The organism is Ensifer sp. Root142, from assembly GCF_001426785.1.
GTDB lineage: Bacteria > Pseudomonadota > Alphaproteobacteria > Rhizobiales > Rhizobiaceae > Ensifer > Ensifer canadensis.
Genome location: NZ_LMFK01000012.1, coordinates 605,222 through 628,169 on the forward strand (window position 1 = coordinate 605,222; position 22,948 = coordinate 628,169).

The 22,948-nt window shown below is 61.8% G+C and carries 21 protein-coding genes; 14 read left to right on the forward strand and 7 right to left on the reverse strand.

The window, feature by feature from the left end:
• Positions 1-2,049: an NADH:flavin oxidoreductase gene (locus ASD52_RS15415; protein ID WP_025426082.1), complete on the forward strand. Its 2,049-nt coding sequence runs from the start codon at positions 1-3 to the stop codon at positions 2,047-2,049.
• 60 nt (positions 2,050-2,109) lie between these two features.
• On the opposite strand, the gene ASD52_RS15420 is transcribed toward ASD52_RS15415, so the two are convergent.
• Complete coding sequence (locus ASD52_RS15420; RefSeq protein ID WP_025426083.1) at positions 2,110-2,751, reverse strand: PRC-barrel domain-containing protein; 642 nt, start codon at positions 2,749-2,751, stop codon at positions 2,110-2,112.
• Positions 2,752-3,116: 365 nt separating this feature from the next.
• On the opposite strand from ASD52_RS15420, the gene ASD52_RS15425 reads away from it, so the two are divergent.
• Entirely contained in the window at positions 3,117-4,214 is a 1,098-nt protein-coding gene (locus ASD52_RS15425) for a hypothetical protein (RefSeq protein ID WP_057224783.1), read from the forward strand.
• Positions 4,215-4,275: 61 nt separating this feature from the next.
• Here the strand turns inward: ASD52_RS15425 and ASD52_RS15430 are convergent, their stop codons facing one another.
• From ASD52_RS15430 to ASD52_RS15450, 5 genes are all read right to left on the reverse strand, one after another.
• Positions 4,276-6,000, reverse strand: a complete 1,725-nt coding sequence (locus ASD52_RS15430) for an IlvD/Edd family dehydratase (RefSeq protein ID WP_025426085.1) — start codon at positions 5,998-6,000, stop codon at positions 4,276-4,278.
• A 183-nt stretch (positions 6,001-6,183) separates the two neighbouring features.
• Entirely contained in the window at positions 6,184-7,068 is an 885-nt protein-coding gene (locus ASD52_RS15435; RefSeq protein WP_025426086.1) for an SMP-30/gluconolactonase/LRE family protein, read from the reverse strand.
• Positions 7,068-7,703, reverse strand: a complete 636-nt coding sequence (locus tag ASD52_RS15440) for a 2-dehydro-3-deoxy-6-phosphogalactonate aldolase (RefSeq protein WP_025426087.1) — start codon at positions 7,701-7,703, stop codon at positions 7,068-7,070. Before ASD52_RS15440 ends, ASD52_RS15435 begins: the two co-directional genes overlap by 1 nt.
• Positions 7,704-7,719: 16 nt before the next feature.
• Positions 7,720-8,640, reverse strand: coding sequence for a 2-dehydro-3-deoxygalactonokinase (locus ASD52_RS15445; protein ID WP_025426088.1), 921 nt, complete (start codon positions 8,638-8,640; stop codon positions 7,720-7,722).
• Positions 8,637-9,407 (reverse strand): SDR family oxidoreductase, encoded by a 771-nt coding sequence (locus ASD52_RS15450; RefSeq protein WP_057211578.1) that lies wholly within the window; start codon positions 9,405-9,407, stop codon positions 8,637-8,639. The genes ASD52_RS15445 and ASD52_RS15450 overlap by 4 nt, the downstream gene beginning before the upstream one ends.
• A 167-nt stretch (positions 9,408-9,574) precedes the next feature.
• Here ASD52_RS15450 and ASD52_RS15455 point away from each other — a divergent pair, with 167 nt between their 5' ends.
• The 12 genes from ASD52_RS15455 to ASD52_RS15515 all read left to right on the forward strand — a co-directional run bounded on the left by ASD52_RS15455 (position 9,575) and on the right by ASD52_RS15515 (position 21,561).
• Positions 9,575-10,387: an IclR family transcriptional regulator gene (locus ASD52_RS15455; protein ID WP_025426090.1), complete on the forward strand. Its 813-nt coding sequence runs from the start codon at positions 9,575-9,577 to the stop codon at positions 10,385-10,387.
• Between the two features lie 193 nt (positions 10,388-10,580).
• The gene (locus ASD52_RS15460; RefSeq protein ID WP_025426091.1) at positions 10,581-11,321 is read left to right on the forward strand and encodes an autoinducer binding domain-containing protein; all 741 of its coding nucleotides are present in this window, start codon (positions 10,581-10,583) and stop codon (positions 11,319-11,321) included.
• A 169-nt stretch (positions 11,322-11,490) separates the two neighbouring features.
• The gene (locus ASD52_RS15465) at positions 11,491-12,246 is read left to right on the forward strand and encodes a LuxR family transcriptional regulator (RefSeq protein WP_025426092.1); all 756 of its coding nucleotides are present in this window, start codon (positions 11,491-11,493) and stop codon (positions 12,244-12,246) included.
• Between the two features lie 449 nt (positions 12,247-12,695).
• Positions 12,696-13,856 (forward strand): iron-sulfur cluster carrier protein ApbC, encoded by a 1,161-nt coding sequence (gene apbC / locus ASD52_RS15470; protein WP_025426093.1) that lies wholly within the window; start codon positions 12,696-12,698, stop codon positions 13,854-13,856.
• A gap of 423 nt (positions 13,857-14,279) precedes the next feature.
• Positions 14,280-15,257 (forward strand): magnesium transporter CorA family protein, encoded by a 978-nt coding sequence (locus ASD52_RS15480; RefSeq protein ID WP_057224785.1) that lies wholly within the window; start codon positions 14,280-14,282, stop codon positions 15,255-15,257.
• 17 nt (positions 15,258-15,274) lie between these two features.
• Complete coding sequence (locus ASD52_RS15485) at positions 15,275-17,176, forward strand: potassium transporter Kup (RefSeq protein ID WP_025426096.1); 1,902 nt, start codon at positions 15,275-15,277, stop codon at positions 17,174-17,176.
• Positions 17,177-17,413: 237 nt separating this feature from the next.
• Positions 17,414-18,589 carry a cell wall hydrolase gene (locus tag ASD52_RS15490; RefSeq protein WP_025426097.1) on the forward strand — a complete coding sequence of 392 codons (1,176 nt, stop codon included), beginning with the start codon at positions 17,414-17,416 and terminating at the stop codon, positions 18,587-18,589.
• A 297-nt stretch (positions 18,590-18,886) separates the two neighbouring features.
• Complete coding sequence (locus ASD52_RS15495) at positions 18,887-19,246, forward strand: AtpZ/AtpI family protein (protein ID WP_025426098.1); 360 nt, start codon at positions 18,887-18,889, stop codon at positions 19,244-19,246.
• Between the two features lie 60 nt (positions 19,247-19,306).
• Positions 19,307-20,059: a F0F1 ATP synthase subunit A gene (locus tag ASD52_RS15500; protein ID WP_025426099.1), complete on the forward strand. Its 753-nt coding sequence runs from the start codon at positions 19,307-19,309 to the stop codon at positions 20,057-20,059.
• Positions 20,060-20,140: 81 nt separating this feature from the next.
• Positions 20,141-20,368 carry a F0F1 ATP synthase subunit C gene (locus tag ASD52_RS15505; protein ID WP_025426100.1) on the forward strand — a complete coding sequence of 76 codons (228 nt, stop codon included), beginning with the start codon at positions 20,141-20,143 and terminating at the stop codon, positions 20,366-20,368.
• 76 nt (positions 20,369-20,444) lie between these two features.
• Entirely contained in the window at positions 20,445-21,062 is a 618-nt protein-coding gene (locus ASD52_RS15510; RefSeq protein ID WP_025426101.1) for a F0F1 ATP synthase subunit B, read from the forward strand.
• 13 nt (positions 21,063-21,075) lie between these two features.
• Positions 21,076-21,561: a F0F1 ATP synthase subunit B gene (locus ASD52_RS15515; RefSeq protein WP_025426102.1), complete on the forward strand. Its 486-nt coding sequence runs from the start codon at positions 21,076-21,078 to the stop codon at positions 21,559-21,561.
• Positions 21,562-21,936: 375 nt separating this feature from the next.
• Here the strand turns inward: ASD52_RS15515 and ASD52_RS15520 are convergent, their stop codons facing one another.
• Entirely contained in the window at positions 21,937-22,587 is a 651-nt protein-coding gene (locus ASD52_RS15520) for a ribonuclease HII (protein WP_025426103.1), read from the reverse strand.
• Positions 22,588-22,948 lie beyond the last annotated feature (361 nt).

Consider the following 22,948-nt stretch of genomic DNA (forward strand, 5'->3'; position numbering starts at 1 on the left):
ATGACGCTGCCGAAAGACCCACTGCTCCAGCCTTACCGCCTCAAGCATCTGACGCTCAAGAACCGGATCATGTCGACGTCCCATGAGCCGGCCTATTCCGAAGACGGCATGCCGAAGGATCGCTACCGCCTCTATCATCTTGAGAAGGCCAAGGGCGGCATGGCGCTGACCATGACGGCGGGTTCCGCCATCGTTTCGGAGGATTCTCCGCCTGCCTTCGGCAATCTCCACGCCTATTCCGACGAGATCGTGCCCTGGCTGAAGAAGATCGCCGACGACTGTCATGAGCACGACACCGCGGTGATGATCCAGCTCACCCATCTCGGCCGCCGCACCGGCTGGAACAAGGGCGACTGGCTGCCGGTTCTCTCAGCCTCGCCGGTGCGCGAGGCCGCGCATCGGTCGTTTCCAAAGGAGATCGAAGACTGGGATATCGAGCGCATCGTCGGCGACTATGCGACAGCCGCCGCCCGCATGCAGGCCGCCGGCCTTGATGGTATAGAGCTTGAGGCCTACGGCCATCTGATGGACGGCTTCTGGTCGCCTGCCACCAACCAGCGCGACGACGACTTCGGCGGCTCGCTCGACAACCGCCTGCGCTTTACCCACATGGTGCTCGACGCCATCCGCAAGTCCGTCGGGCCGGATTTCATCGTCGGCATGCGCATGGTGGCAGACGAGGATTGGGAGAAGGGGCTTTCGAAGGAAGAAGGCATCGAGATCGCCCGCCGCCTGGCAAACTCCGGCAAGGTCGATTTCCTCAACATCATCCGCGGACACATCGACCATGATGCGCCGTTGACCAAGGTCATCCCGATCCAGGGCATGGCCGCCTCGCCGCATCTCGATTTTGCCGGCGAAATCAGGGCGGCGACCAAATTTCCGGTTTTCCATGCGGCCCGCATCGCCGATGTCGCCACCGCACGCCACGCGATAGCCGAGGGCAAACTCGACATGGTCGGCATGACCCGTGCCCATATCGCCGACCCGCATATCGTCCGGAAAATCGAAGAGGGCCGGGAAGCCCAGATACGCCCCTGCGTCGGCGCGACCTACTGTCTCGATCGTATCTACGAGGGTGGCGGCGCACTCTGCATTCACAATGCGGCGACTGGGCGCGAGGCGATCGTGCCACACGTCATCTCCAGAAGCGAAGGGCCGAAGCGAAAGGCCGTCGTCGTCGGTGCCGGTCCGGCCGGCCTTGAGGCGGCGCGTGTGCTTGCCGAGCGCGGCCATGTGGTCGAGATCATCGAGGCTACCGGCGAGGCGGGCGGGCAGATTCTGCTTGCCCAGCGCAATCCGCGGCGCAAGGAACTGATCGGCATCGTCGACTGGCGGCTGTCGGAGCTGGAGAGGCTTGGCGTGCCGATCCACTACAACGTCTTTGCCGGCGTCGACGATGTTCTGGAGCGGTCGCCCGATCTTGTCGTCGTTGCTACCGGCGGCATCGCCCAAAACCCGGCTCTGGAGGCGGGGGACGAACTGGTTGTCTCAAGCTGGGATATCATCGCCGGTGCGGTGAAGCCGGAGGGACCCGTGCTGCTCTATGACGACAACGGCGCCCATAGCGGCATGACTGCGGCCGAATTGATTGCGCGCGCTGGCGTCGAGCTCGAGATCATCTCGCCCGAGCGCATGTTCGCGCCCGAAGTCGGCGGCATGAACCATGTGCCTTACGCCAGGGCGTTTGCAGATCACAATGTGCGTGTGACGATCAACACCCGCCTCCGGTCGGTTCGGCGGGAAGGCAATGGGCTGGTGGCGACGCTCGGTTCCGATTTTTCTGACACGGCATCGAGCGAACGCCGGGTGGCGCAGGTGGTGGTCGAGCACGGCACCGTGCCGATGGACGATCTCTACCGCGAATTGAAGCCGATTTCTCGCAATCTGGGCGCCGTCGACTACAAGGCGCTGCTTCGCGGCGAAAACCCGATCCCACTGCGCAACCCGGGCGCCGGCTTCGACATGTTCCGCATCGGCGATGCCGTCGCCAGCCGCAACATCCATGCCGGCATCTATGATGCGCTGCGCTACGGCGTGCTTTTCTGAACAAAACGAGCGGCGGTGAAAGCACCGCCGCTCCATCTTCTGGTCGTCTAACGATCCAGCTTACTGCTGGGTACCCTCAGCCGGTGCCGGCTGCATCGGGGTAGCCGGTGCCGTTCCGGTGGTCGAGGAGGTCGTCGACGTGTCAACCGGCTGGTTGGCGAGCTGTTCGGCGACCTGCTGCGCCTTGGTCTTGAACTCGGGAGCCGCCTTCAAGGTTTCGGCGGTTTCCGTCGTCGTCAGCTTCAAGGCATCCGTATTGGCCTGTTCGGAGATCTGAATGCGATCGAACGGGACCGCAACGTTCTTCTCACCGAGGCCCAGGAAGCCGCCGACACCGATCACAGCAGCTACAACGCCGCCATCCTTCTTGATGATCAGGTCGTTAATCTCACCGACATTTTCGTCGCCGGCATTATAGACGGTCTGGCCGACATAGGTGCTGGTCGCGATCTGGTCACTGGCCTGTTCGGTCAGGTACGTTCCGTCAGACTGGGCCGTGACAGCAGGTGCTTCGGTGGTTGCCGGCGGTGTCGTCTGCGCCTGGTCTGCAGGTGCTTCGGCACCCGGAGCCGGCTGAATTTCCATCGTCTGCGGCTCGGCCGGCTTAGGCTGGGTGGCGTCCTGAGCGAAGGTCATCGGCGCGAACGCAACACTCGCGATAAGCGCACCGGCCGCAACGGAAGATACAAGTTTCTTGGTCATCTCAAACTGCCTTTCCTTGACGTTGTCGATCAAGGCGCGGTCCTGATCGTCGCCAGGTTTCCACCGCACCGGTGATACCAAAGCAACGCCTGGCGGCAGAAACGGTTCCAGAAAAATTCGACTGATCGCGCCGGAATTCTGGCAGTCATGCGCCAAACTTCTATGGTCGCAGATCAATATCGCCGGTGGTCGTCGCTCACCTTTCGGCAGATATCGGAGCGTCATCACTCCGGCTATGTATTTTAGTGGTTTATTGAGTTCTGCTTTACATTCATACAATATTGAGTGTTCTTGCCTATACTTGCTGAAGACGGGATGGAGCATTCTTCGTGGATATTCCATCCTGTTGATCTGGACGGTTCCCCATGTTTCTGCCACGGCGATTTCTCTCCGTTTCCCTGCTTTCCGTTTTGGTGATGGTCTGCCTTGTCGGGATCGAGCGCAGCCTGTTCGGCGTGCGCTATTTTTCGGAGCGGATGCCTGAGATCGAACCCTACAATCTTTGGCATGCATGGGTGTCGCTCAGTCTGTCGCTTGCGGCTATTCAGGGGTTCACGCGCGATGCGTCCTGGCTCGGCGCACCCGCGCTTCGGATGGCCTCACGCCGCGAACTGTGGATCTGCATCGCAATGCCGGTCTTTGCAGCCGCGGCGGCCCTTCTTTTCAGCGTCGATGCCGCGATCTTCAGCGCCCTGGCCCGCGAGGACAACATCTTCGAGTGGCTTTCCGCCCTGTTGATCTTTGCCTCAAGCGTGTTCTTCGCGCTGGCGGCCATGGGTCAATTGCGCGCGGCGCGGGGTGAGGCCGATCGCGTCGCATGGCTGGCGGCCGGTGCCGCGGCATCCTTCAGCCTTGTTCTGTTCATCGTCGGCATGGAAGAGATATCCTGGATGCAACGCGTGTTCGGCATTTCCACGCCCGACGCGTTGCTGGGCCTCAACAAGCAGCAGGAACTGAACCTGCACAACATCTCAACCGGTTTCACCGAGCTGCTCTATTATACCGGCAGCTTCGTGCTTTTGACGTTAGCGCCCTTTGTCTGGCTCTACCTTCGCAAGGGTTTCGCGCTCGGGCGGTTCGAAGCATTCACGCCGAGCGTTTTGGTGTTGGCGGCAAGCGCACCGATGGCGGCGTTCAACAGCGACAACTGGAGCATGCTGCCGACCCAGATGATGGTGATGATGACGATAATCATCCTGCTGGTGATCGCCGATCTCGCACTGCGGGGCGGCTTATGGCGGGAATTCACAGTGCTCACCGCCGGCGCGATCCTGATCGTCGCGATCCAGGAACTGTTCGTGCTGCAGGCGCAGGAACTCGTGCGCATCTGGGATCCGACCGAATACAAGGAACTCTTCATTGCGGTTGGTCTCGCCATCTATGGCTATGAGACCTGGTCGCGGCTGCGCTCGTTGGCGCCGGCCACCGAGTTGCTGGTCGGTCGCCGATCGACGGCCGGATAAACGAAAACCCCGCCGAAGGGGCGGGGTTCCACTGCCGTGTCGCTTGGCGCAACAGCTATCCTCAATGGCTTTCGCGCAGAACCTCGCTGCCGCTTCCGCCAACGAGGAAATCCAGGTCGGCGCCCTTGTCCGCCTGCAGCACCGTATCCTGATAGAGCTTGTAGTAGCCGCGTGTCCATTTCTGCTCCGGCGGCTGCCAGGCGGCCATGCGGGCTGCAAACTCTTCCTCGCTGATCATCAGGTTGAGTTCGCCCTTCATCGCGTCGAGCCGGATGCGGTCACCGGTTCTGACGATCGCCAACGGCCCGCCGGCGTTCGATTCCGGGCTGACATGCAGCACGACGGTTCCAAACGCCGTACCCGACATGCGGGCGTCCGAAACGCGCACCATGTCGCGCACGCCCTTTTCGACCAGCCGGCGCGGGATCGGCATGTTGCCGACTTCCGCCATGCCGGGATACCCCTTGGGACCGCAGCCCTTGAGCACCAGGATGGTGTCTTCGGTCACCGGCAGATCCGGATCGTCGATCTTGGCCTTCAGGTCCTCGATCGTCTCGAAGACATAGGCCGGGCCCTCATGCGCCAGCAGATGTTCGCTGGCGGCAGACGGCTTGATGACCGCGCCGTTCGGCGCAAGGTTGCCTTTGAGCACGCGAATGCCGGCTGCCGCACGCAGCGGATTGTCGAGTGGGCGGATGACGTCGTCGTTGAAGACCTCGGCGTCTTCCCAATATCGGCTGATCGGCATGCCGAAGACCGTTGGCGCATCCGCATGCAGCAGATGCTGGATGCGGTTCATGACGGCTGGCAGGCCGCCGGCATAGGCGAGATCCTCGATCAGATACTTGCCTGAAGGCATGCAGTTGACGATGCACGGCACCTGACCGCCGACGCGGTCGAAGTCCTCGAGACAGAGATCGACGCCGGCACGGCCGGCGATCGCCAGCATATGCACGACCGCATTGGTCGATCCGCCGACGGCGGCGTTGGCAATGATCCCGTTTTCGAAATTCTTCTTGGTCAGGATCTTCGACAGGCGCAGATCCTCATGCACCATCTCGACGATGCGCTTGCCCGTCATGTGCGACAGCGCCATTCGGCGCGCATCGACGGCGGGGAGTGCGGCATTCATCGGCAGCGACAGGCCCATCGCCTCGACGATCGACGCCATGGTGGTGGCCGTGCCCATGGTCATGCAGACGCCGGGCGAACGCGACATGCCGCTCTCGGCCGCCATGAACTCCTGAACGCTCATCTCGCCGGCGCGCACCGCTTCTGAAAATTTCCAGACGTCGGTGCCGGAGCCGATGTCCTTGCCCTTCCATTTGCCGTTCAGCATCGGCCCGGAGGAAACGACGATCGTCGGCAGGTCCACCGAAGCCGCGCCCATCAGCTGGCCGGGTGTCGTCTTGTCGCAGCCGCCAAGCAGCACGACGCCGTCGATGCCATAGGCGCGGATTGCCTCCTCGACGTCCATGGCGAGCAGGTTGCGAAACAACATCGCCGTCGGCCGCATCTGCGTTTCGCCAAGCGAGGACACCGGAAACTCGACCGGAAAGCCGCCGGCCTCCCAGACGCCGCGCTTGACGCCCTCAGCCAGAATGCGCAGGTGGCTGTTGCATGGGGTCAGTTCCGACCAGGTGTTGCAGATGCCGATGATCGGGCGCCCGTCGAAGACATGGTCCGGAAATCCCTGGTTCTTCATCCAGGAGCGATGGATGAAACCATCCTTGTGGGTGCCGCCATACCAGTGCCGACTGCGCAGTTCTTTCTTCTTGTCGCTCATTCAAGCTTCCTCCTCACCATGCGATTGATCGCGTGGATGAATTGTATGACTTTTTATTGGCGCTTCGCTACTGCATGTTTCTTTAAAATCCCATTCGATTTAAGGAAAAAACATGCAGCACTTCAAAGTGCTACAGCGACCTTTGCGCGTCTAATAAGACGCGCGGTGCTGTAGGGTTTCCGATCAGAGGCGGAAGGACGGCTCGAACCGGCCGTTGACGCTGACGCCGAGTTCGAAGGTCTTGCCGGCATGCGGATCAGCTGCGCGCGCCGCTTCGTCCAGATCCTGCCAGGCCGACGTCACCAGCATGCGGTCGGCCTTCGCCCCGATGAAGGCCGTGCAGCTCGGCTGCGTCGTCGGCATCGCATAGCGCGTGAGACGCACGCCGTCGGGCCTATAGACGTCGACCGTGCCGCTGCCCCAGCGGGCATTCCAGATCAAGCCGTCGGCGTCGCAGACCGAGCCATCGATGCCGCCGGCCTCGCCGCTGCTGTCGACGAGCAGGCTGGGCTCGCCCGTTGGCAATCCCGTCTCGGCATCGATGTCGACGCGCATCAGGTGGTTGACATCGGTGTCGACGAAATAGGCAACGGTTCCGTCAGGCGAAAAGCAGATGCTGTTGGGAATGGTGATCCGGTCATAGAGCCTAGTCACCTGCGTGCCGGCGACGTGATAGATCGCGCCCGCTCCCTTTTCGGCGCTGCGCCCCATGGTGCCGATCCACAGCGAACCGGACGCATGAACGCGGCCGTCGTTCGAGCGGTTGCCGGGCTTGTCCTCCAGCGTCGTCACGAGGCTGAACGCGCCCGTCTGCGTATCTCTCAGGAACAGCCCCTGGTCGGAAACGATCAGTTGCCGGAGCGGATCGATGACGGCAAGGACGCTGCCGAGGAACGGAAGCGCATGCACGGCCTTGCGGCCGGTTTCGAGGTGCAGTTCGTGCAGTTCCTGGCCCTTGATGTTGAACCACCAGGCGGTGCCGCTGCCGGGGTCGTAGGTTGGGCCTTCCCCGAGGATCGAGGTCGCTCCGCAAAGGATGCTGCCGGCAAAAGGAATACTATCGCTCATCATCGTGCTCCGTAGACGGCGTCGTAGGCCTTGACTGTCGCGACGGCGCGCTTGCCGACGTCGGAGGCACTCATTCCGGGCTTGTAGAGGCTCGATCCGAGCCCGAAGCTTCTGATGCCGATCTTGGCATAGTCGGCGAAATTCTCCTCCGACACGCCGCCGACGGCTGCCACTTCGACATCGGTCGGCAGCACGGTGCGGATCGCGGCGATCCCGGAAGGGCCGAGCACGCTTGCCGGGAAGAATTTGAGGCCGGTTGCGCCTGCCGCAGCGGCCGCGAGCGCCTCCGTCGGGGTGAAGACGCCGGGCATGGTCACCATGCCCTTTTGCGCCGCCAGCCGGATCACTGCCGGCTCGACATTGGGGCTGACCATCAGCCGTCCGCCGACATCGGCAAGCTGTTCGACCTGCGCGGTCGTCAGCACCGTGCCGGCGCCGATCAGGCAGCCCTGCGGCGCCATCTTTACCGCGGTTTCGATCGACCGGAACGGGTCCGGCGAATTGAGCGGGATCTCGATCGCGGTGAAGCCCGCCTCGATCAGCGTGCCGACGACGCCTTCGGTTTCCTCGGGCTTGAGGCCGCGCAGGATGGCGACCAGCGGGTATTTCATCGGCGGAAAGGGGATACGGTTCATATCAGCAGTCTTTCGGTCAGAGGGGCCAGATTGCCTGTGCGGCAGTCGAAAGGCCGGCGCGCACGGCCTCGTCGGCGTCGACGATCCGGGGGCTAAGATTGAGGCTTGCAAGTGCTTCGCGATAGAGCGCACCGAGAGAGCCGGAGGCGACGAGGCAGACGCTATCGACGGTTCCGGCCGCTGCCAGGGCGCCGGCGATCTCAAGCCCGATCAGCGTACCCGACAGCGTCGCCTTGGCGTCCGTCGCCGTCGTGCCGTGCAGCAATTGCCCGGCCCGCACGCCGAACGGCAGGTTGGTGGCGAGCGCCGGGTCGGCGTAGGCCGCCGCGACGGCGGCGAGGAACGCGGGATGGTCGCGGGAAAAAACCTGCGCATCCGCGACCGAATGGCTGAGAATGGAATGCCTGGCGATCACGTCGAACAATTCGCCGGTCATGAAGGTCGAGAAACCGGTGACCTTGCCGCCGTCGAGCCGCACCCATTTGCTGTGGGTTCCGGGCATGCAGACGAGGTGCCGGCCGTCGCCAAGCCTGGCTGCAGCGCCGAGCAGCTGGGTCTCTTCGCCACGCATGACGTCGGGATGCTGCTGATCGCGCTGGGCAAGACCCGGCAGAATGCGGATGTCGCGGCCGACATCGGGCACCGCGACGGCGCTTGCCGCAATTCTCGAGAGGACGGCGGGCGTATCGAGGTAGCCGGCCTCCAGCCAGCCCTGCTTGGCGCCCGCCATGCCGCAGATGATGACGGGCAGGTGCGTCGGTGCGGCCACCGCCGCCAGATGTGCTTCCAGCACGGTTGAAAAGCCGGTCTTGGCGGCCGTGGTCATGCCTTCGCCGCTGCGCCGCTCTGCAAGCACCGCGCCGTCTTCGGCAATGATCCAGAGCCGAAAGCTCGTGGTTCCCCAGTCGACTGCGGCATAATAGGCTGCGGTCATCAAAGTGCGCCTCCGTCAATGATCATCGTTTGGGCCGTCATGCCCATGGAACTGTTGGACGCCAGGTAAAGGCATGGGCCGACGAGGTCCTCGGCGGTCAGGCTTCGCTTCAGGCATTGTTTCTCCAGCATCGCTGCAATCGCCGTTTCGTCGAGCCAGAGTTTCTTTTGGCGCTCGGTAACGATCATGCCGGGTAGGATCGCATTGACGCGGATATTGTCGGGGCCAAGCTTGCCGGCAAGCGACTTCGTCAATCCGATGATGCCCGCCTTGGCCGTCGCATAGGCGGGGATTTCCGCCATGTTGAGCAGGAAGGCGATCGACGAGAAGTTGACGATCGATCCGCCGCCGGCCCGGCGCATATGCGGCGCTATCGCCTGGCTCATGAAGAACAGGTGCCTGAGATTGACGGCCTGGCTTTCGTCCCAGCTCTCTTCGGTGACGCTTTCGAGCGGCTGCCGGTCGTCGCGTGCGGCATTGTTGACGAGCACGTGGATCGCGCCAAGTGTCGCCGCGGCCGTTTCGGCGGCTGTCCTCAATGCCTCGATATCGCGCAGGTCGGCATGAATGAAGAGCGGCCTATATCCGGCCTCGACAGAAAGCCTGTCGGCGAGCTCCCGGCTTGCCGCCTCGTCGATGTCGACGAAGGCGACGTGCGCCCCTTGACGAACGAAACCTTCGACGAGTGCCGCACCGATGCCGGCGCCACCGCCGGTGACAAGGATACAGCGATCCCTCAGGTCGTGAAATTGGGCCGCAGGCAACGGCATCGGTCGGGCACTCCCCATTCGCGCCGTCCCGGCACGCTTGCAGGTTTCTTTGTTCCAATATGTGGAACGTGATTTTATTATATGGAATTATCGGGCGACGGCGGTTATCTTGTCAAGATAGGATGGCGGACCTTGGACCTTGATGGGACCGGAATGATGCGAGCGACATGAGCGAAGACCTGGCAGTGTTTGCGGATGGTGAGGTGGCGGGTACCGGCACGCTCGGCAAGGCCATGGCCGTTCTTGAGGCCGTTGTGATGGCGGATGGGCCGCAGCGTTTCACCGACATCCTTGCCCGATCCGGCCAGCCGCGCGGAACCTTGCATCGGCTGCTCAGCCATCTCGTCGAGGAAGGGCTGCTCGTGCAGCGGCGCGATCTCTGCTACGAGCCGGGCCTGCGCCTGCTCACACTTGCCTATCGCTCCTGGTCCAGCAATCGCTTCCGCGACGTTGCTGAACCGCATCTTCGCAGCCTGCACGAGTTGACGGGTGAGACTGTGCATCTCGGCATCCTCAGGGAAACCGAGATCGTCTATGTCGACAAGGTCGAAAGCCGGCAGACGGTGCGCATGAGTTCGCAGATCGGCAAGGCCTCTCCCGTCTATTGCACCGGCATCGGCAAGGCGGCGCTGTCGCTGTTGCCGCAACCGGAACTGGAGCGGCTTGTTGCAAAAATGGCGTTCCACGCGTTCACCCCGCATACGCATCGCTCGGCCGAAACGTTGCTGGCGGAGATTGCGGACATTCGCCGCGACGGACACGCTTTCGATCGGGAAGAACATGAGATAGAGATCCGTTGCGTGGCTGCGCCGATCCGTGTTTCGGGTAGCGATCTGACGGCTGGAATCTCGGTTACGGGACCGGCCTATCGGGTGAGCATGGAGCAACTGGCCGCCTGGTCGGGGGCGGTACGGACGGCGGCGGCGGCGATCGGGGAGGAGGCCGCGATTCGCCTCGGTCCGGGCCGCGGTGGACCTTGAGTTCACTTTACGGTAAATTAGAAACTTCGACTGGACGTAGTGTTCCAAGCTCGATAACGTTAATATATCAGACTCGCTTCGCGGTTCCCGCGGACAGAGTTGATTATGACATTGATAGAAATTTTGACGTGATCTTCATGCGGCGTCAGCGGCCGTGCTCCTCCCCGGAGCTGGATGTGGAGAAGGGCGGAAGATGATCGATTTCAGCGCGAATATGGCGTCATTGATGCTTCCTGACGGACGGTCCGTGAGGGGGCCGATTTGTTGCGAGGACGATATCAGACGGGTGATCGGCCAGGTTGCGGAGGCCTACGGCTTCCGTGGTTTCCTTGTGCTCGCCGTTCCGGATACCGGCTGTAACAGCCTTGAGGACAACGCCATCATGACGACCTATCCGGTCGAGTTCCTGAAAGGCTACGACAGCGCTGGCCTGATCAATGGCAGCCCTGTGATCCAGCGTCTGCGCCGCAGCACCATACCGTTTACCTATGATGCCCATCAACTGGCGCGCCGCCGCGCCGATGGCAAGGGCGACGCGGCCATCTGCGTCTTTGAGCAGGCGGGCATGCCGCGCGGCATCTATCTGCCGGTGCACGACGCTGGCGGCCACCGGGCTGCGATTGCCTTTGGCGGCGACCGCCCTGTGGTGTCGAACGACGAGATGCAGGAACTCAATCTGTGGGCCGGTATTCTGTTCAGCAAGCTGGCCGAGGTGCGTGAGCGCGGGCGACGCGGCTCGGGAAGCCTGTCGCGCCGCGAGGTCGAATGCCTGCGCTGGGCCGCCGCCGGCAAGACCACGAGCGAGATGGCGCGCATCCTGGCGCTATCGGAGTATACGGTGAACCACTATCTCAACCGGGCGACGCGAAAGCTGGATTCGGTCAATCGCGTGCAAACGGTCGTCAAGGCCATGCGTGCCGGTTTGATCAACTGAGAATTGGCACATCCTGCACATCAAAGCTGGATGCTGCGGCATGGCGCAGGTCGCTTGTAGGGAAATACACAGGCTTTTGGGCGCGTAGGGCAGGGAATCTCGATCATCTGTTGGCATTGGCCTGCAGGTCGGTCTATTTGATAGTTGATGAATGCCATGGAACGCGCGAATGCAGGATACGATGACCACCGGGACGACTGACGCAGATCTGCCCCGGGGCGGTGATTTCGCGTCCGAGATCGCAAAACTGGAGACCCAGTTCGACATCATCCGCTATATGCGGCGGATCACGCAGATGTTCGGCTTCAAAACCTTTCTCATCTGTTCGATCCCTTCCATTGATGTCGAGCGCCTGGCGGCAACCACGGTCATTTCCAATATGCCGGCAGAGCTGCTCAACAAATATGACAGCCTGTCGATGCTGCGCTTCAGCACCGGCGTCAAGCGGCTGCGGGAAACGACGACGCCGTTCCAGGTGACGCTCGATGCCTGGGAAGGCGAGGGCGGCAAGCCCGATTCAGCCCGGGAATACATTGCGATGCTGCGCGAGAACGCCATCTTCCAGGCCAGCTACTTCCCGGTGCATGACGCCGAAGGCGGCCGTGGCGCCGTCATCCTGATGGGGCCGGAAGCCGAACTGCCGATGACGGTGATCATGGAACTGCAGATGATCGCGATCCATGTCTACAACCGGTTGGCCGAGATCGGTTCCGTGTGGAAGAACAGCAGTGCGTCGCTGTCCGAGCGCGAGATCCAGTGCCTGAGCTGGACGGCGGCGGGAAAGACCAGCGCCGAGATTGCCGGCATTCTCGGCCTCTCCGAGCACACGGTGAACCACTACCTCAACCACGTCACCAAGAAGCTCGACGCGGTGAACCGGACGCAGGCCGTCGTCAAGGCGATGAAGAAGGGCTACATCAGCTAGCCGTCGTTCGGCGCGACGGGCCCGAAGCCTTTCGCCCCGTCTTCCGCGTGGGTCACAGCTGAAAGATGCACCGATCCTGTGCGGATTTGAGACCATTGCCCATAAACTGGGCAGATGCTCTCGGGGTCTCGGGCAACCAACGCCGCATCTAATCCACTGAAAATATTCGCTTTTTTGTTCTTCCTCGAATCTGGCACGCATCCTGCATTGCTAGATGCATGTCCAGAGGGGACTAAAAACAAGACAGCGCCCAAGAAGGTCGCGACAAAAAGGGCCGCCACCCAACCCCGTGTGATCCCTGGATCACGCTTGTGATTCCGGATGTACGGACACCAGGGTGAGTGGCGGCCCTGCTTTTTCCGTTATGTCGCATTGGCGAAGCGCCCTGCCTCGATTATCTAAGGGATAACAAACGTTATCCAAGAGATAGCAGAGAATGAGAGGGCGCGATGCCGGAAGTCACCAGAGACGTGGTTCTTGATAAGCTGCGAACGGTCCGCGGACCGGACATGGAAGGCAACATCGTCGAGCTTGGGCTCGTGTCGGATGTCTTCATTTCGGATGGCAAGGCCTATTTCTCGATCACCGTTCCGGCCGATCGGGCCAAGGAACTGGAGCCGATGCGCGCAGCCGCAGAGCGCGTGGTGCGGGAAATCCCGGGAATCAGCGCGGCGATGGTCGCTCTGACGGCCGACCGCAAGGCAGCACCAGCGGCAGCCCCGGTACAGCGTCCGCAACCGGCCGGCGCCCATGCCGGTCATGCCCATGGCCAGCGTCCGGCCGGCGGCGCGCCCGCCAAGGCAGGCATTCCCGGCGTTGGCGCAATCATCGCCGTCGCCTCCGGCAAGGGCGGCGTCGGCAAATCCACCACATCGGTCAATCTGGCGCTGGCGCTGAAGGCCAACGGCCTGAAAGTCGGCCTGCTCGACGCCGACATCTATGGCCCGTCGATGCCGCGCCTCCTGAAGATTTCCGGCCGGCCGCAGCAGATCGAGGGCCGGATGATCCGCCCGATGGAAAACTACGGCCTCAAGGTCATGTCCATGGGCTTCCTCGTTGACGAGGAAGTAGCGATGATCTGGCGCGGCCCGATGATCCAGTCGGCGCTGTTGCAGATGCTGCGCGAAGTCGCCTGGGGTGATCTCGATGTGCTGGTTGTCGATATGCCGCCAGGCACCGGCGACGCGCAATTGACCATGGCACAGCAAGTTCCACTCGCCGGCGCGGTGATCGTCTCGACGCCGCAGGACCTGGCGCTCATCGATGCCCGAAAAGGGCTGGCGATGTTCCGCAAGGTTGAAGTGCCGGTGCTCGGCATCATCGAGAACATGAGCTATTTCGTCGCGCCGGACACCGGCAAGCGCTACGACATTTTCGGCCATGGCGGCGCGCGCAAGGAGGCCGAGCGCATCGGCGTACCCTTCCTCGGCGAAGTGCCGTTGACCATGGGCATCCGCGAAACATCCGATGCGGGCACGCCTCTGGTCGTTTCCGATGCAGACGGCGAGATCGCCCGCATCTATCGCGACATCGCGACCAAGGTCTGGGCTGAGGTTTTGGCTGCCCGCGACGACAAGAGCCGTGCAATGCCGAGCATCGTCTTCGAATAGGCCTTCATCCAGCTTCGTCGGACGCCATCGTTGCGGTGGCAGCCCGACTTGGCGGTCGCCTGCTGCAGCCCCCTGGAATAGCGGCACAATTTTGTCCGCGCCCCGATTTCGATTCGGCGAAACATGCAGTAGGGTGACGCCGGAACAGTAGACGGCGCCTGTGTCATGTATCGAGGGGGCATTGATTTTGCGTCTGTATTGCGCCATATGCCGTGCCGCACTTGCGAAGGTGCCCAACTTAGCGCCCTCTCGCTGGAGATCTTGTCCTCCCGCGACGACCGAGTTGAGGATTTTGTCCTGACTGGCGGAACGCTTCATCCGATGGAATTCGATTGTGGGAATACTGTGGCGCCGATGCGGTTGCTCACTTTCGCTCGGGTTCGCACCTCTGCCCAGGGCCGCAGCTGCGGGAAGGGCGCCTGAATGATCACGGGCTATTGCTCCAACGGTGAGACTGTCACCCTGTCGGTGGCGGATGAGCTCGTTGCCCTGCGGCCAGATATCGTTTGGGTCGACCTCGTCGAGCCGAGCAAGGCCGAGGATCTGATGATGGAGAAGCTTCTGGGCATCTCGATCCCGACACGCGACGACCTGAAGGACATCGAGCCGTCGAGCCGGCTCTATACCGAGGCCGATGCCGTGTTCATGACGGCGTCGCTGGTCTATCGTTCGGAAACCGATATTCCCGATCTCACCGACGTTGCCTTCATCCTGCATGGCGGGCGTCTTGTGACCATTCGCTACGCCGAACCGCGTGCCTTCGCCCTCTTCAAGGCGGCAATGCATCGGATTCCGGGCGGCTGTCCGAACGGTGTGGTGATGCTGACCCGGTTGCTCGAAACGATTGCCGACCGCACTGCCGAAATTCTCGAGCAGGCCGTGGGCAAGATCGACGATCTGTCGCTGCAGGTCTTTGGCGACAAGGCAGTCGTCAAACGTCGTCCGCCGCATTTTCTGGAAGCGCGCCTGCGCGATGTCGCCGGCCATCACCGGCTGGTCGCCAAGACCCGCGATAGCCTCGCGTCGCTCTCGCGCCTGTTGACCTTCGTCTACACCGTTCCCGAGGTCCAGGCGGACAAGGACCGCCGCGAACTTTGCCGCTCGATCTCGCGCGACATCCAGACATTGTCGGAACATGCGTCGTTCATCTCCGGCAACATCACCTTCCTGCTCGACGCCTCTCTCGGCCTCATCAATGTCGAGCAGAATGCCATCATCAAGATTTTCTCGATCGCTTCGGTGGTATTGTTGCCGCCGACGCTGGTCGCTTCCGTCTACGGCATGAACTTTCGCGTCATGCCGGAACTCGAATGGCCGCTCGGCTATCCCTGGGCGCTGGCTGCCATGGTGATATCCGCCGTGATACCGTTTTTCTTCTTTCGCTGGAAAGGCTGGCTGTAACAGCCTGTAGGACACGCATGACCCAATCGCATGCCCCTTCCACACAAGGGTCGAAAGACCTGCGCCGGCTGCTCGTCCTCGGCCTCGGCTCCATCGGCGTCGTCTATGGCGATATCGGCACCAGCCCGCTCTACGCGTTTCGCGAAGCGCTGCGCCCGGTGTCCCACGACGGCGTCACCGATGTCGAAATCATCGGCCTGATCTCGCTGATGATCTGGACGCTGACGATCATCGTCACGATCAAATATGTGCTGTTTCTGCTGCGCGCCGACAACCAGGGGGAGGGCGGCACGCTCTCGCTGCTGGCGCTGCTGATGAAAACGGGGAATGGCCACACGGCCATCCTGTTCTTCATGGGCATTGCCGGTGCCGCGCTGTTCATCGGCGATGCGATGATCACGCCGGCTCTGTCAGTGCTTTCGGCCGTCGAGGGCTTGAAACTCGTGACCCCGGCGCTGTCGGACTATGTCGTTCCCATTGCCGTGGTCATCCTGCTCTTGATGTTTGCCGTGCAGTCCAAGGGCACGGCCGCGGTCTCCAACTTCTTCGGCCCGATCACGCTCGTCTGGTTCCTGGTCATGGGTGGCATCGGCCTTGTCCACATTTCCGACGACCTGTCGATCTTCAAGGCTTTCAATCCTTATTATGCCGTCAGCTTCATGTTCAATGAGGGCTATGTCGGCATCATCGTGCTCGGCGCCGTGTTCCTGACGGTGACCGGCGCAGAGGCGCTCTATGCGGACCTTGGCCATTTCGGCCGCCGGCCCATCCAGTGGGCATGGTTCCTGGTCGTCTTTCCGGCGCTGACGCTCAACTATCTCGGCCAGGGCGCGTTCATCCTGAAGAACCCCGAGGCGATGTCGGACCCGTTCTTCCTGATGTTCCCGAAATGGGCGCTGCTGCCGGTGGTCATCCTGGCGACGTTCGCGACGATCATTGCCAGCCAGGCGGTGATAACGGGCGCATTCTCATTGACGCGGCAGGCGATCCACCTCGGCTTCCTGCCGCGCATGGCGATCTTCCACACGTCGGAGACACACACGGGGCAGATCTATCTGCCCAACGTCAACACGCTGCTGATGTTCGGCGTCATGGCGCTGGTCTTCGTCTTCGGCTCGTCGGAATCGCTCGCCACCGCCTATGGCATCTCGGTCACCGGCGCGATGGTGGTCACGACAGTTCTCTCCTTCGAGTTCCTGCGTGCGCGCTGGAACTGGTCGGCGCTCTGGGCCGGCGCCGTGCTGCTGCCGCTGTTCGCGCTGGAATTCGTCTTCCTCGGCGCCAACATGCTGAAGATCCATGACGGCGGCTACGTGCCGGTGCTGATCGCCGCGACCTTCATCGTGATCATGTGGACCTGGAAACGCGGCACGGAAATTCTCCATGCCAAGACCCGCCATATCGACATTCCGCTGGCAAGCTTCGTCAAGTCGATCGAGCGCAAGAGCGAACATGCGCCGGTTTCGGTGCCCGGCACAGCGGTGTTCCTGACGAGCGACCCGGAATCGACGCCCGCGGCCCTGCTGCACAACATCAAGCACAATCACGTGCTGCATCAGCAGAATTTCATCCTGACGATCCGCACCGCCAATACGCCGAAAGTGCCAAAGGCCGAACGCGTCAGCGTGCAGCCGCTTTCCGAACGCTTCACCCTGCTCGAAATGCGCTTCGGTTTCATGGAGACGCAAAACGTCTCGCAGGCGCTGGGGCTCTTCCGCAAGTCGGGGCTGAAGTTCGACATCATGTCGACGTCGTTCTATCTCGGACGGCGCAAGCTGGTACCGGACGCCCAGTCCGGCATGCCGCATTGGCAGGACCGCCTGTTCATCGCGCTCGCCAATGCCGCGATCGACCCTTCCGACTACTTCCGCCTGCCGACCAACCGCGTCGTCGAACTCGGCTCGCACGTCATCATCTGACGATACCGGCTGCAAAGACGGCCGGCGGACCGCAAGGCCCGCTCTTCCGGCCTTTCAGTGAAGACGCATTAACCAAACATCAAGGTTAATGCTTCATTTTCAAGGCTCGAACGAAGCATCGTCGGCACAGCGTCCGGCGGCTTCATTGTCCTAGCGTCCTGCGCGGAACCTGTCCGCTGGCTCATCGCCGGCGAGGGCAGAGCCGTGCCTTCGATCAGCGTTGCGTGGAGTCGGTTGGTGCGTAAGAGTAGCAAACTGCGTCGCGAATCTCGTGTTAACTTCTCCGCCTGGCTGGCTCCGGCACTCATTGGCCTTGCGGTGTATATCGGTTTCCCCACGGTCGCGGCCTATTCCGACCTTGCGACCTTCCTGTCCGGTATCAATCGTGGCGGTGAGCGCTGGCGGATGTACATGACGCCGTCGCCAGCGGGATCGATCCACGAAGTCGAGATGGTCTTTGCCGATCCGATCACGACGGGCGCGCTCGATGGCGGCGCCGGTATCGATCTTCCCGATGGCAGCCGCGTCGCTCTGACCGCAGAAAGCAAGCACGCCGGCACGCCGGATGAAGACCGCGTCAACCGCAAGGGCAAGAAGGGCCGTATCGTCGCCGTCACCCCTGTCACCCCACCCAAGGATTTTACCGCCGGTTCGATCCTGCAGCGCACGAGTTCGCTGATGGAGCCCGGCTTCGAGGGCGCCGAAAAAATGGTCTTCGCCAATCCGAAGATCAAAGGCAAGGAGATCGAGATCGCCACGGCCTTCTACAAGAAGAAGCCGCCGAAGACGGATCCCGGCGTCTCGCCGATGCTGGCCAAGCTTGTCACCAACGACAAGCCCGACATTCTTGCGACTGCCTATGTCCGGCCCGAGCCGGACTATGCGCGTGAATCGCCCTTCGATTCGATCCTGCGCGAGGACAAGAATGCCGGACGTTTCATTCCCGATATCTCTCCCGAGGACCACGCCTGGGCCGCGACCCCGCTACCGGCGGGCGTCTTCAGCAAGGAAGAGCAGACATGCCTCGCCGAAGGCATCTACTTCGAAGCGCGCAGCGAACCGCTGAAAGGCCAGGCGGCCGTCGCACAGGTGATTCTCAACCGGGTGCGCAATCCGACCTATCCGAAGACGATCTGCGGCGTCGTCTATCAGAACAAGGCATGGCGCAATCGCTGCCAGTTCTCATTCGCCTGCGACATGATCCGCGATTTGATCTATTCCCGCTCGCACTGGAAGGAAGCAAAGGAAGTTGCCATGGCGGTCACCGCCGGCAAGATCTGGCTGCCCGAAGTCGGCTCAGCAACACATTATCACGCAACCTATGTAAACCCGGCCTGGGCAAAGACGATGAAGCGTGTCGGCAAGATCGGCCTGCACGTCTTCTACCGGACCTACGGCGGCGGCTGGAGCTGACCAGTTCAGCTGCCGACCCCTTGCGCACAAGCACCGATCGCGGGCCGGAGATTCTGGCTCGCGATATGCCGATTCCCGGCCTTGTCTGTCAGTATGATGGCGTCGAATGCTATCAAGTGGATGAAATCATTGAAAAATATTGTCCACGCCGAAGCGCTTTGCACGCCTTGACTATGCGGAAGCCTAAAACTATGTTGCGCGCGACTTCAAATGGGGCTGAAACGTGGCTTGAACAGCAGCCTTTTGTGTGGCCGAAATCATGGTCGTGACCGTGTGGGACAACAAGGGGAGAGCCACGTGACGGAGAAACCCGAAGAAAGTCTGGAAGCAAGGCTGAAGCAGCTCGGCGAAAAGATTGAGTCCAAGCGACCCAGTGAGCCGGATGGTGCTGAAGCCCGAGCCGCTGAAAGCCGCAAAGGCTATGCGGCGGCAATGAAGCTCTCCAGCGAGTTCATCGCTGGCATCGTGGTTGGGGCGTTTCTGGGCTATCTTTTGGACCACTTTGCGGGTACAGGGCCGTGGGGCATGATCATTTTCCTGCTCCTTGGCTTTTGCGCCGGTGTGTTGAATGTACTGCGTTCGGCGGGGATGGTGGCGACACTCGACTCGGTCAAGCGCAGTTCTGGGAATGACAAGACGGACGGAGATGACGCCTGAGGCGTCGCCCGGAAAACACGGTATCCGCTCTAAAGGCGGGCAGAACGAAAGAGAAGCGCGGTGTCAAACGATCCGACCCACCAGTTCCTGGTCAACAAGATTGTCCCGATCGAAATTGGCGGAATTGACTTTTCCTTCACCAATGCGTCGCTGTTCATGGTTGCGACCGTGGGTGCCGCTGCCGGTTTCCTTTATCTGACCACATCGCAGCGCGGGCTGATCCCGACGCGCATGCAGTCGGTTTCGGAAATGTCCTATGAATTCATCGCTTCGATGCTGCGCGAAGGCGCTGGCAGCGGCGGCATGAAGTTCTTCCCGATGGTTTTCTCGCTGTTCATGTTCATCCTGACGGCGAACCTGCTCGGCATGTTCCCTTACTTCTTCACCATCACCAGCCAGATCATCGTCACCTTCGCCTTGGCGCTGTTCGTCATCGGCACGGTGCTGTTTTATGGTTTCTACAAGCATGGCTTCGGCTTCCTGAAGCTCTTCGTGCCTCACGGCGTGCCGGGCATCCTGTTGCCGCTGGTCGTGTCGATCGAAATCATCTCGTTCCTTTCCCGTCCCATCAGCCTTTCGGTCCGTCTCTTCGCCAACATGTTGGCCGGCCACATCACGCTGAAGGTTTTCGCTGGCTTCGTCACCTCCCTGAGCGCCCTTGGCGCGCTCGGCATCGGTGGTGCGATCCTGCCGCTCATCATGACCGTCGCTATCACCGGTCTTGAATTCCTCGTCTGCTTCCTCCAGGCCTATGTCTTCGCGGTACTGACCTGCATGTACCTCAACGACGCTGTCCATCCCGGAAGCCACTAAGGAATACAGTCGCTTGCTTCCGGCCGGTCCTCCGTCGGAAGCGCAATCCTAAGCCGCAACACCATTCGAAGGAGTTCAATCATGGAAGCGGAAGCAGCAAAGTACATCGGCGCAGGTCTGGCTTGCCTCGGTATGGCCGGCACGGCTCTCGGCCTCGGCAACATCTTCGGCAGCTACCTCTCTGGCGCGCTGCGCAACCCGTCGGCTGCTGACGGCCAGTTCGGCCGCCTCGTATTCGGCTTCGCCGTTACGGAAGCTCTGGGCATCTTCTCGCTGCTCGTAGCCCTGCTCCTCCTCTTCGCCGTCTAATAACGGCTGGAGTTTCGGCCGCGACCTGTCAAAGGGTCGCGGCCGCGCATATTCTTGAGTGCACCTGGAGGTGAGCATGTTTGTGACCGCGGCCTATGCCCAGCAGTCAACCACCACTGAAGGCGCCGAAGCACACGATGCCGCTGCGGCCGGTGAGGTGCACACCGAAACGGGTGTGGCCCACGAAGGCGAGGCTGGCTCCGGCGTGTTCCCGCCCTTTGATTCGACCCATTTCGCATCGCAGCTGCTCTGGCTCGCGATCACGTTTGGCCTCTTCTATCTCTTGATGTCGAAGGTCATCATTCCGCGCATCGGCGGAATTCTTGAAACCCGTCACGACCGCATCGCTCAGGATCTCGACGAAGCGTCGCGCCTGAAGGGCGAAGCTGACGCTGCCATCGCATCCTATGAGCAGGATTTGGCAACTGCCAAGGCCAAGGGTCATCAGATTGCAGACGGCGCGCGCGAAGCTGCCAAGTCCAAGGCTGTCGCCGACCGCAACGCTGTCGAAGCCGATCTTTCCAAGAAGATCGCCGCTGCGGAAGACCGCATCGCCGACATCAAGGCCAAGGCACTCGCAGACGTCGGCGCTATCGCCGAGGAAACTGCAACGGCCGTCGTCAAGCAGCTCATTGGTGGCACCGTCACCAAGGCTGAGATCGTCGCTGCCGTCAAGGCATCGGCCGTTAACTGAGGAGCACTGAACCATGCATCTTGATGCGACCTTCTATGCCCTCGTCGGCTTGATCCTGTTCTTCGTCCTGATTGCCTACCTCAAGGTTCCGGGCATGATCGGCAAGGCGCTCGACGGACGCGCCGACAAGATCGGCAACGAACTGGCGGAAGCCAAGCGCCTGCGCGAAGAAGCCCAGGCCCTCGTTGCCGAATACCAGCGCAAGCGCAAGGATGCCGAAGCGGAAGCTGCCGGTATCGTTGCCGCTGCCCAGCGCGAAGCAGAAATGCTGACCGCCGAAGCCAAGCAGAAGACGGAAGAATTCGTCACCCGCCGGACCGCGCTGTCGGAACAGAAGATCAAGCAGGCCGAAAGCGACGCGATCAACGCCGTTCGTTCGGCTGCCGTCGATCTGGCCATCAGCGCTGCCGAAAAGATTGTTGCTGCCAAGGCTGACGCCGGCGCCCAGAGCGAGCTGTTCAAGAAGGCACTTGGCGAAGTCAAGTCGCGCCTGAACTAAGCCTCGGCTGCAAGATACGATTTAAAGGCCCCGCCACGTGCGGGGCTTTTTGTTTTTGGGATAGCCTTGGGTGATGCGTGCGAGCGCCAGTTCGGGATGTCTTCCGTGACGTCCGGAACCTGTTTGGGCTCGATAAGGGGGGAAACCCCGCGGAACGCCGGCCGATGGTCAGGGGCGGGCGGCGGATTACCGCAGATGCGGTGACCGGAGCGGCTCGGCAGGGGGCGGAGACATGGCTACAGCAAAGCCTGCCGCGTCACCGCTCGTCTGTCTCCGTCTATGACGCGCTGCGCCGTCAAGCGCACCTTCCGGGGGGGCCGCCATCGGCATCGGTTTGTGTCGATCCAGACGGCGAGGTTTCAACGATGCCGAACGTCAATCCTTGCGCAGCGGACGGAAGCTCATGCGATGCAGCGGGCAGGGGCCCTTGGCATCGATTGCCTTGCGATGCACCACTGTCGCGTAGCCGGCATGAGCCGCAAAGCCGTAGCCGGGGTGAGCGACATCGGCCCGTTCCATCATCCGGTCGCGCGTCACCTTGGCGACGATCGATGCCGCGGCGATCGAGAGCGAGCGGGCGTCGCCCTTGACCACCGCCTTGGCGTGACAGCCAAGACCGGGCGGAACATCGCGGCCATCGACCAGCACGAAACGCGCGGTCAGGGACAGGCCGTCGACGGCCCGTCGCATCGCCTCGAGGCTTGCCTTGCGGATATCGATGGTATCGATCGTGGTGGCCGAGGAAGAGGCGATGGAAACGGTGGCGGTTGCCAGGATCTCATCGAACAGCCGTTCGCGCTCAGCGGCGCTCAATTTTTTGCTGTCGTTCAGGCCTTCGGGGATGGCATCCGGGTCGAGGATGACCGCGGCGGCAACGACGGGTCCGGCAAGCGGCCCTCGGCCGGCCTCGTCGGCGCCAGCGACCGGCCAGGCGCCGTCCCTTCTGGCAGCCAGTTCAAAGCTGAAATCGGGCGCAAGGATAATATCCGGGAAAAGGGGAGAATCGGTCGATCTGCGATGTGACATGCGGCGAAACTCGCATGATCGACCGATTCTCTTCAAGTCCCCCGATCTGAGTGCGGCGGCAGCCGGGGGGTATGCCAGCGTCATCCTGATGAGGCACGGAGGAGACGCCGGAATTCAATTCTGTCGCCGCGCGCCAGATATGACGCGCGAGGGACGCTGCTCGCATGAACTTGCGCCGTGACCTGCTTCCCAAATCGCAGCCGATCCAGGGAACCGGGCGTCTCAAGACCGATGCCTGCCCATTCCGGCCAACCATTGAGGTTATTTTGCCTTCAGGCCACACCTCGCATTCCTGACCTGAGCGGTCGAAAACTCCACTTCTCCAGCGACATACGCAATACCGATTGCCGCTAGGGCGTTC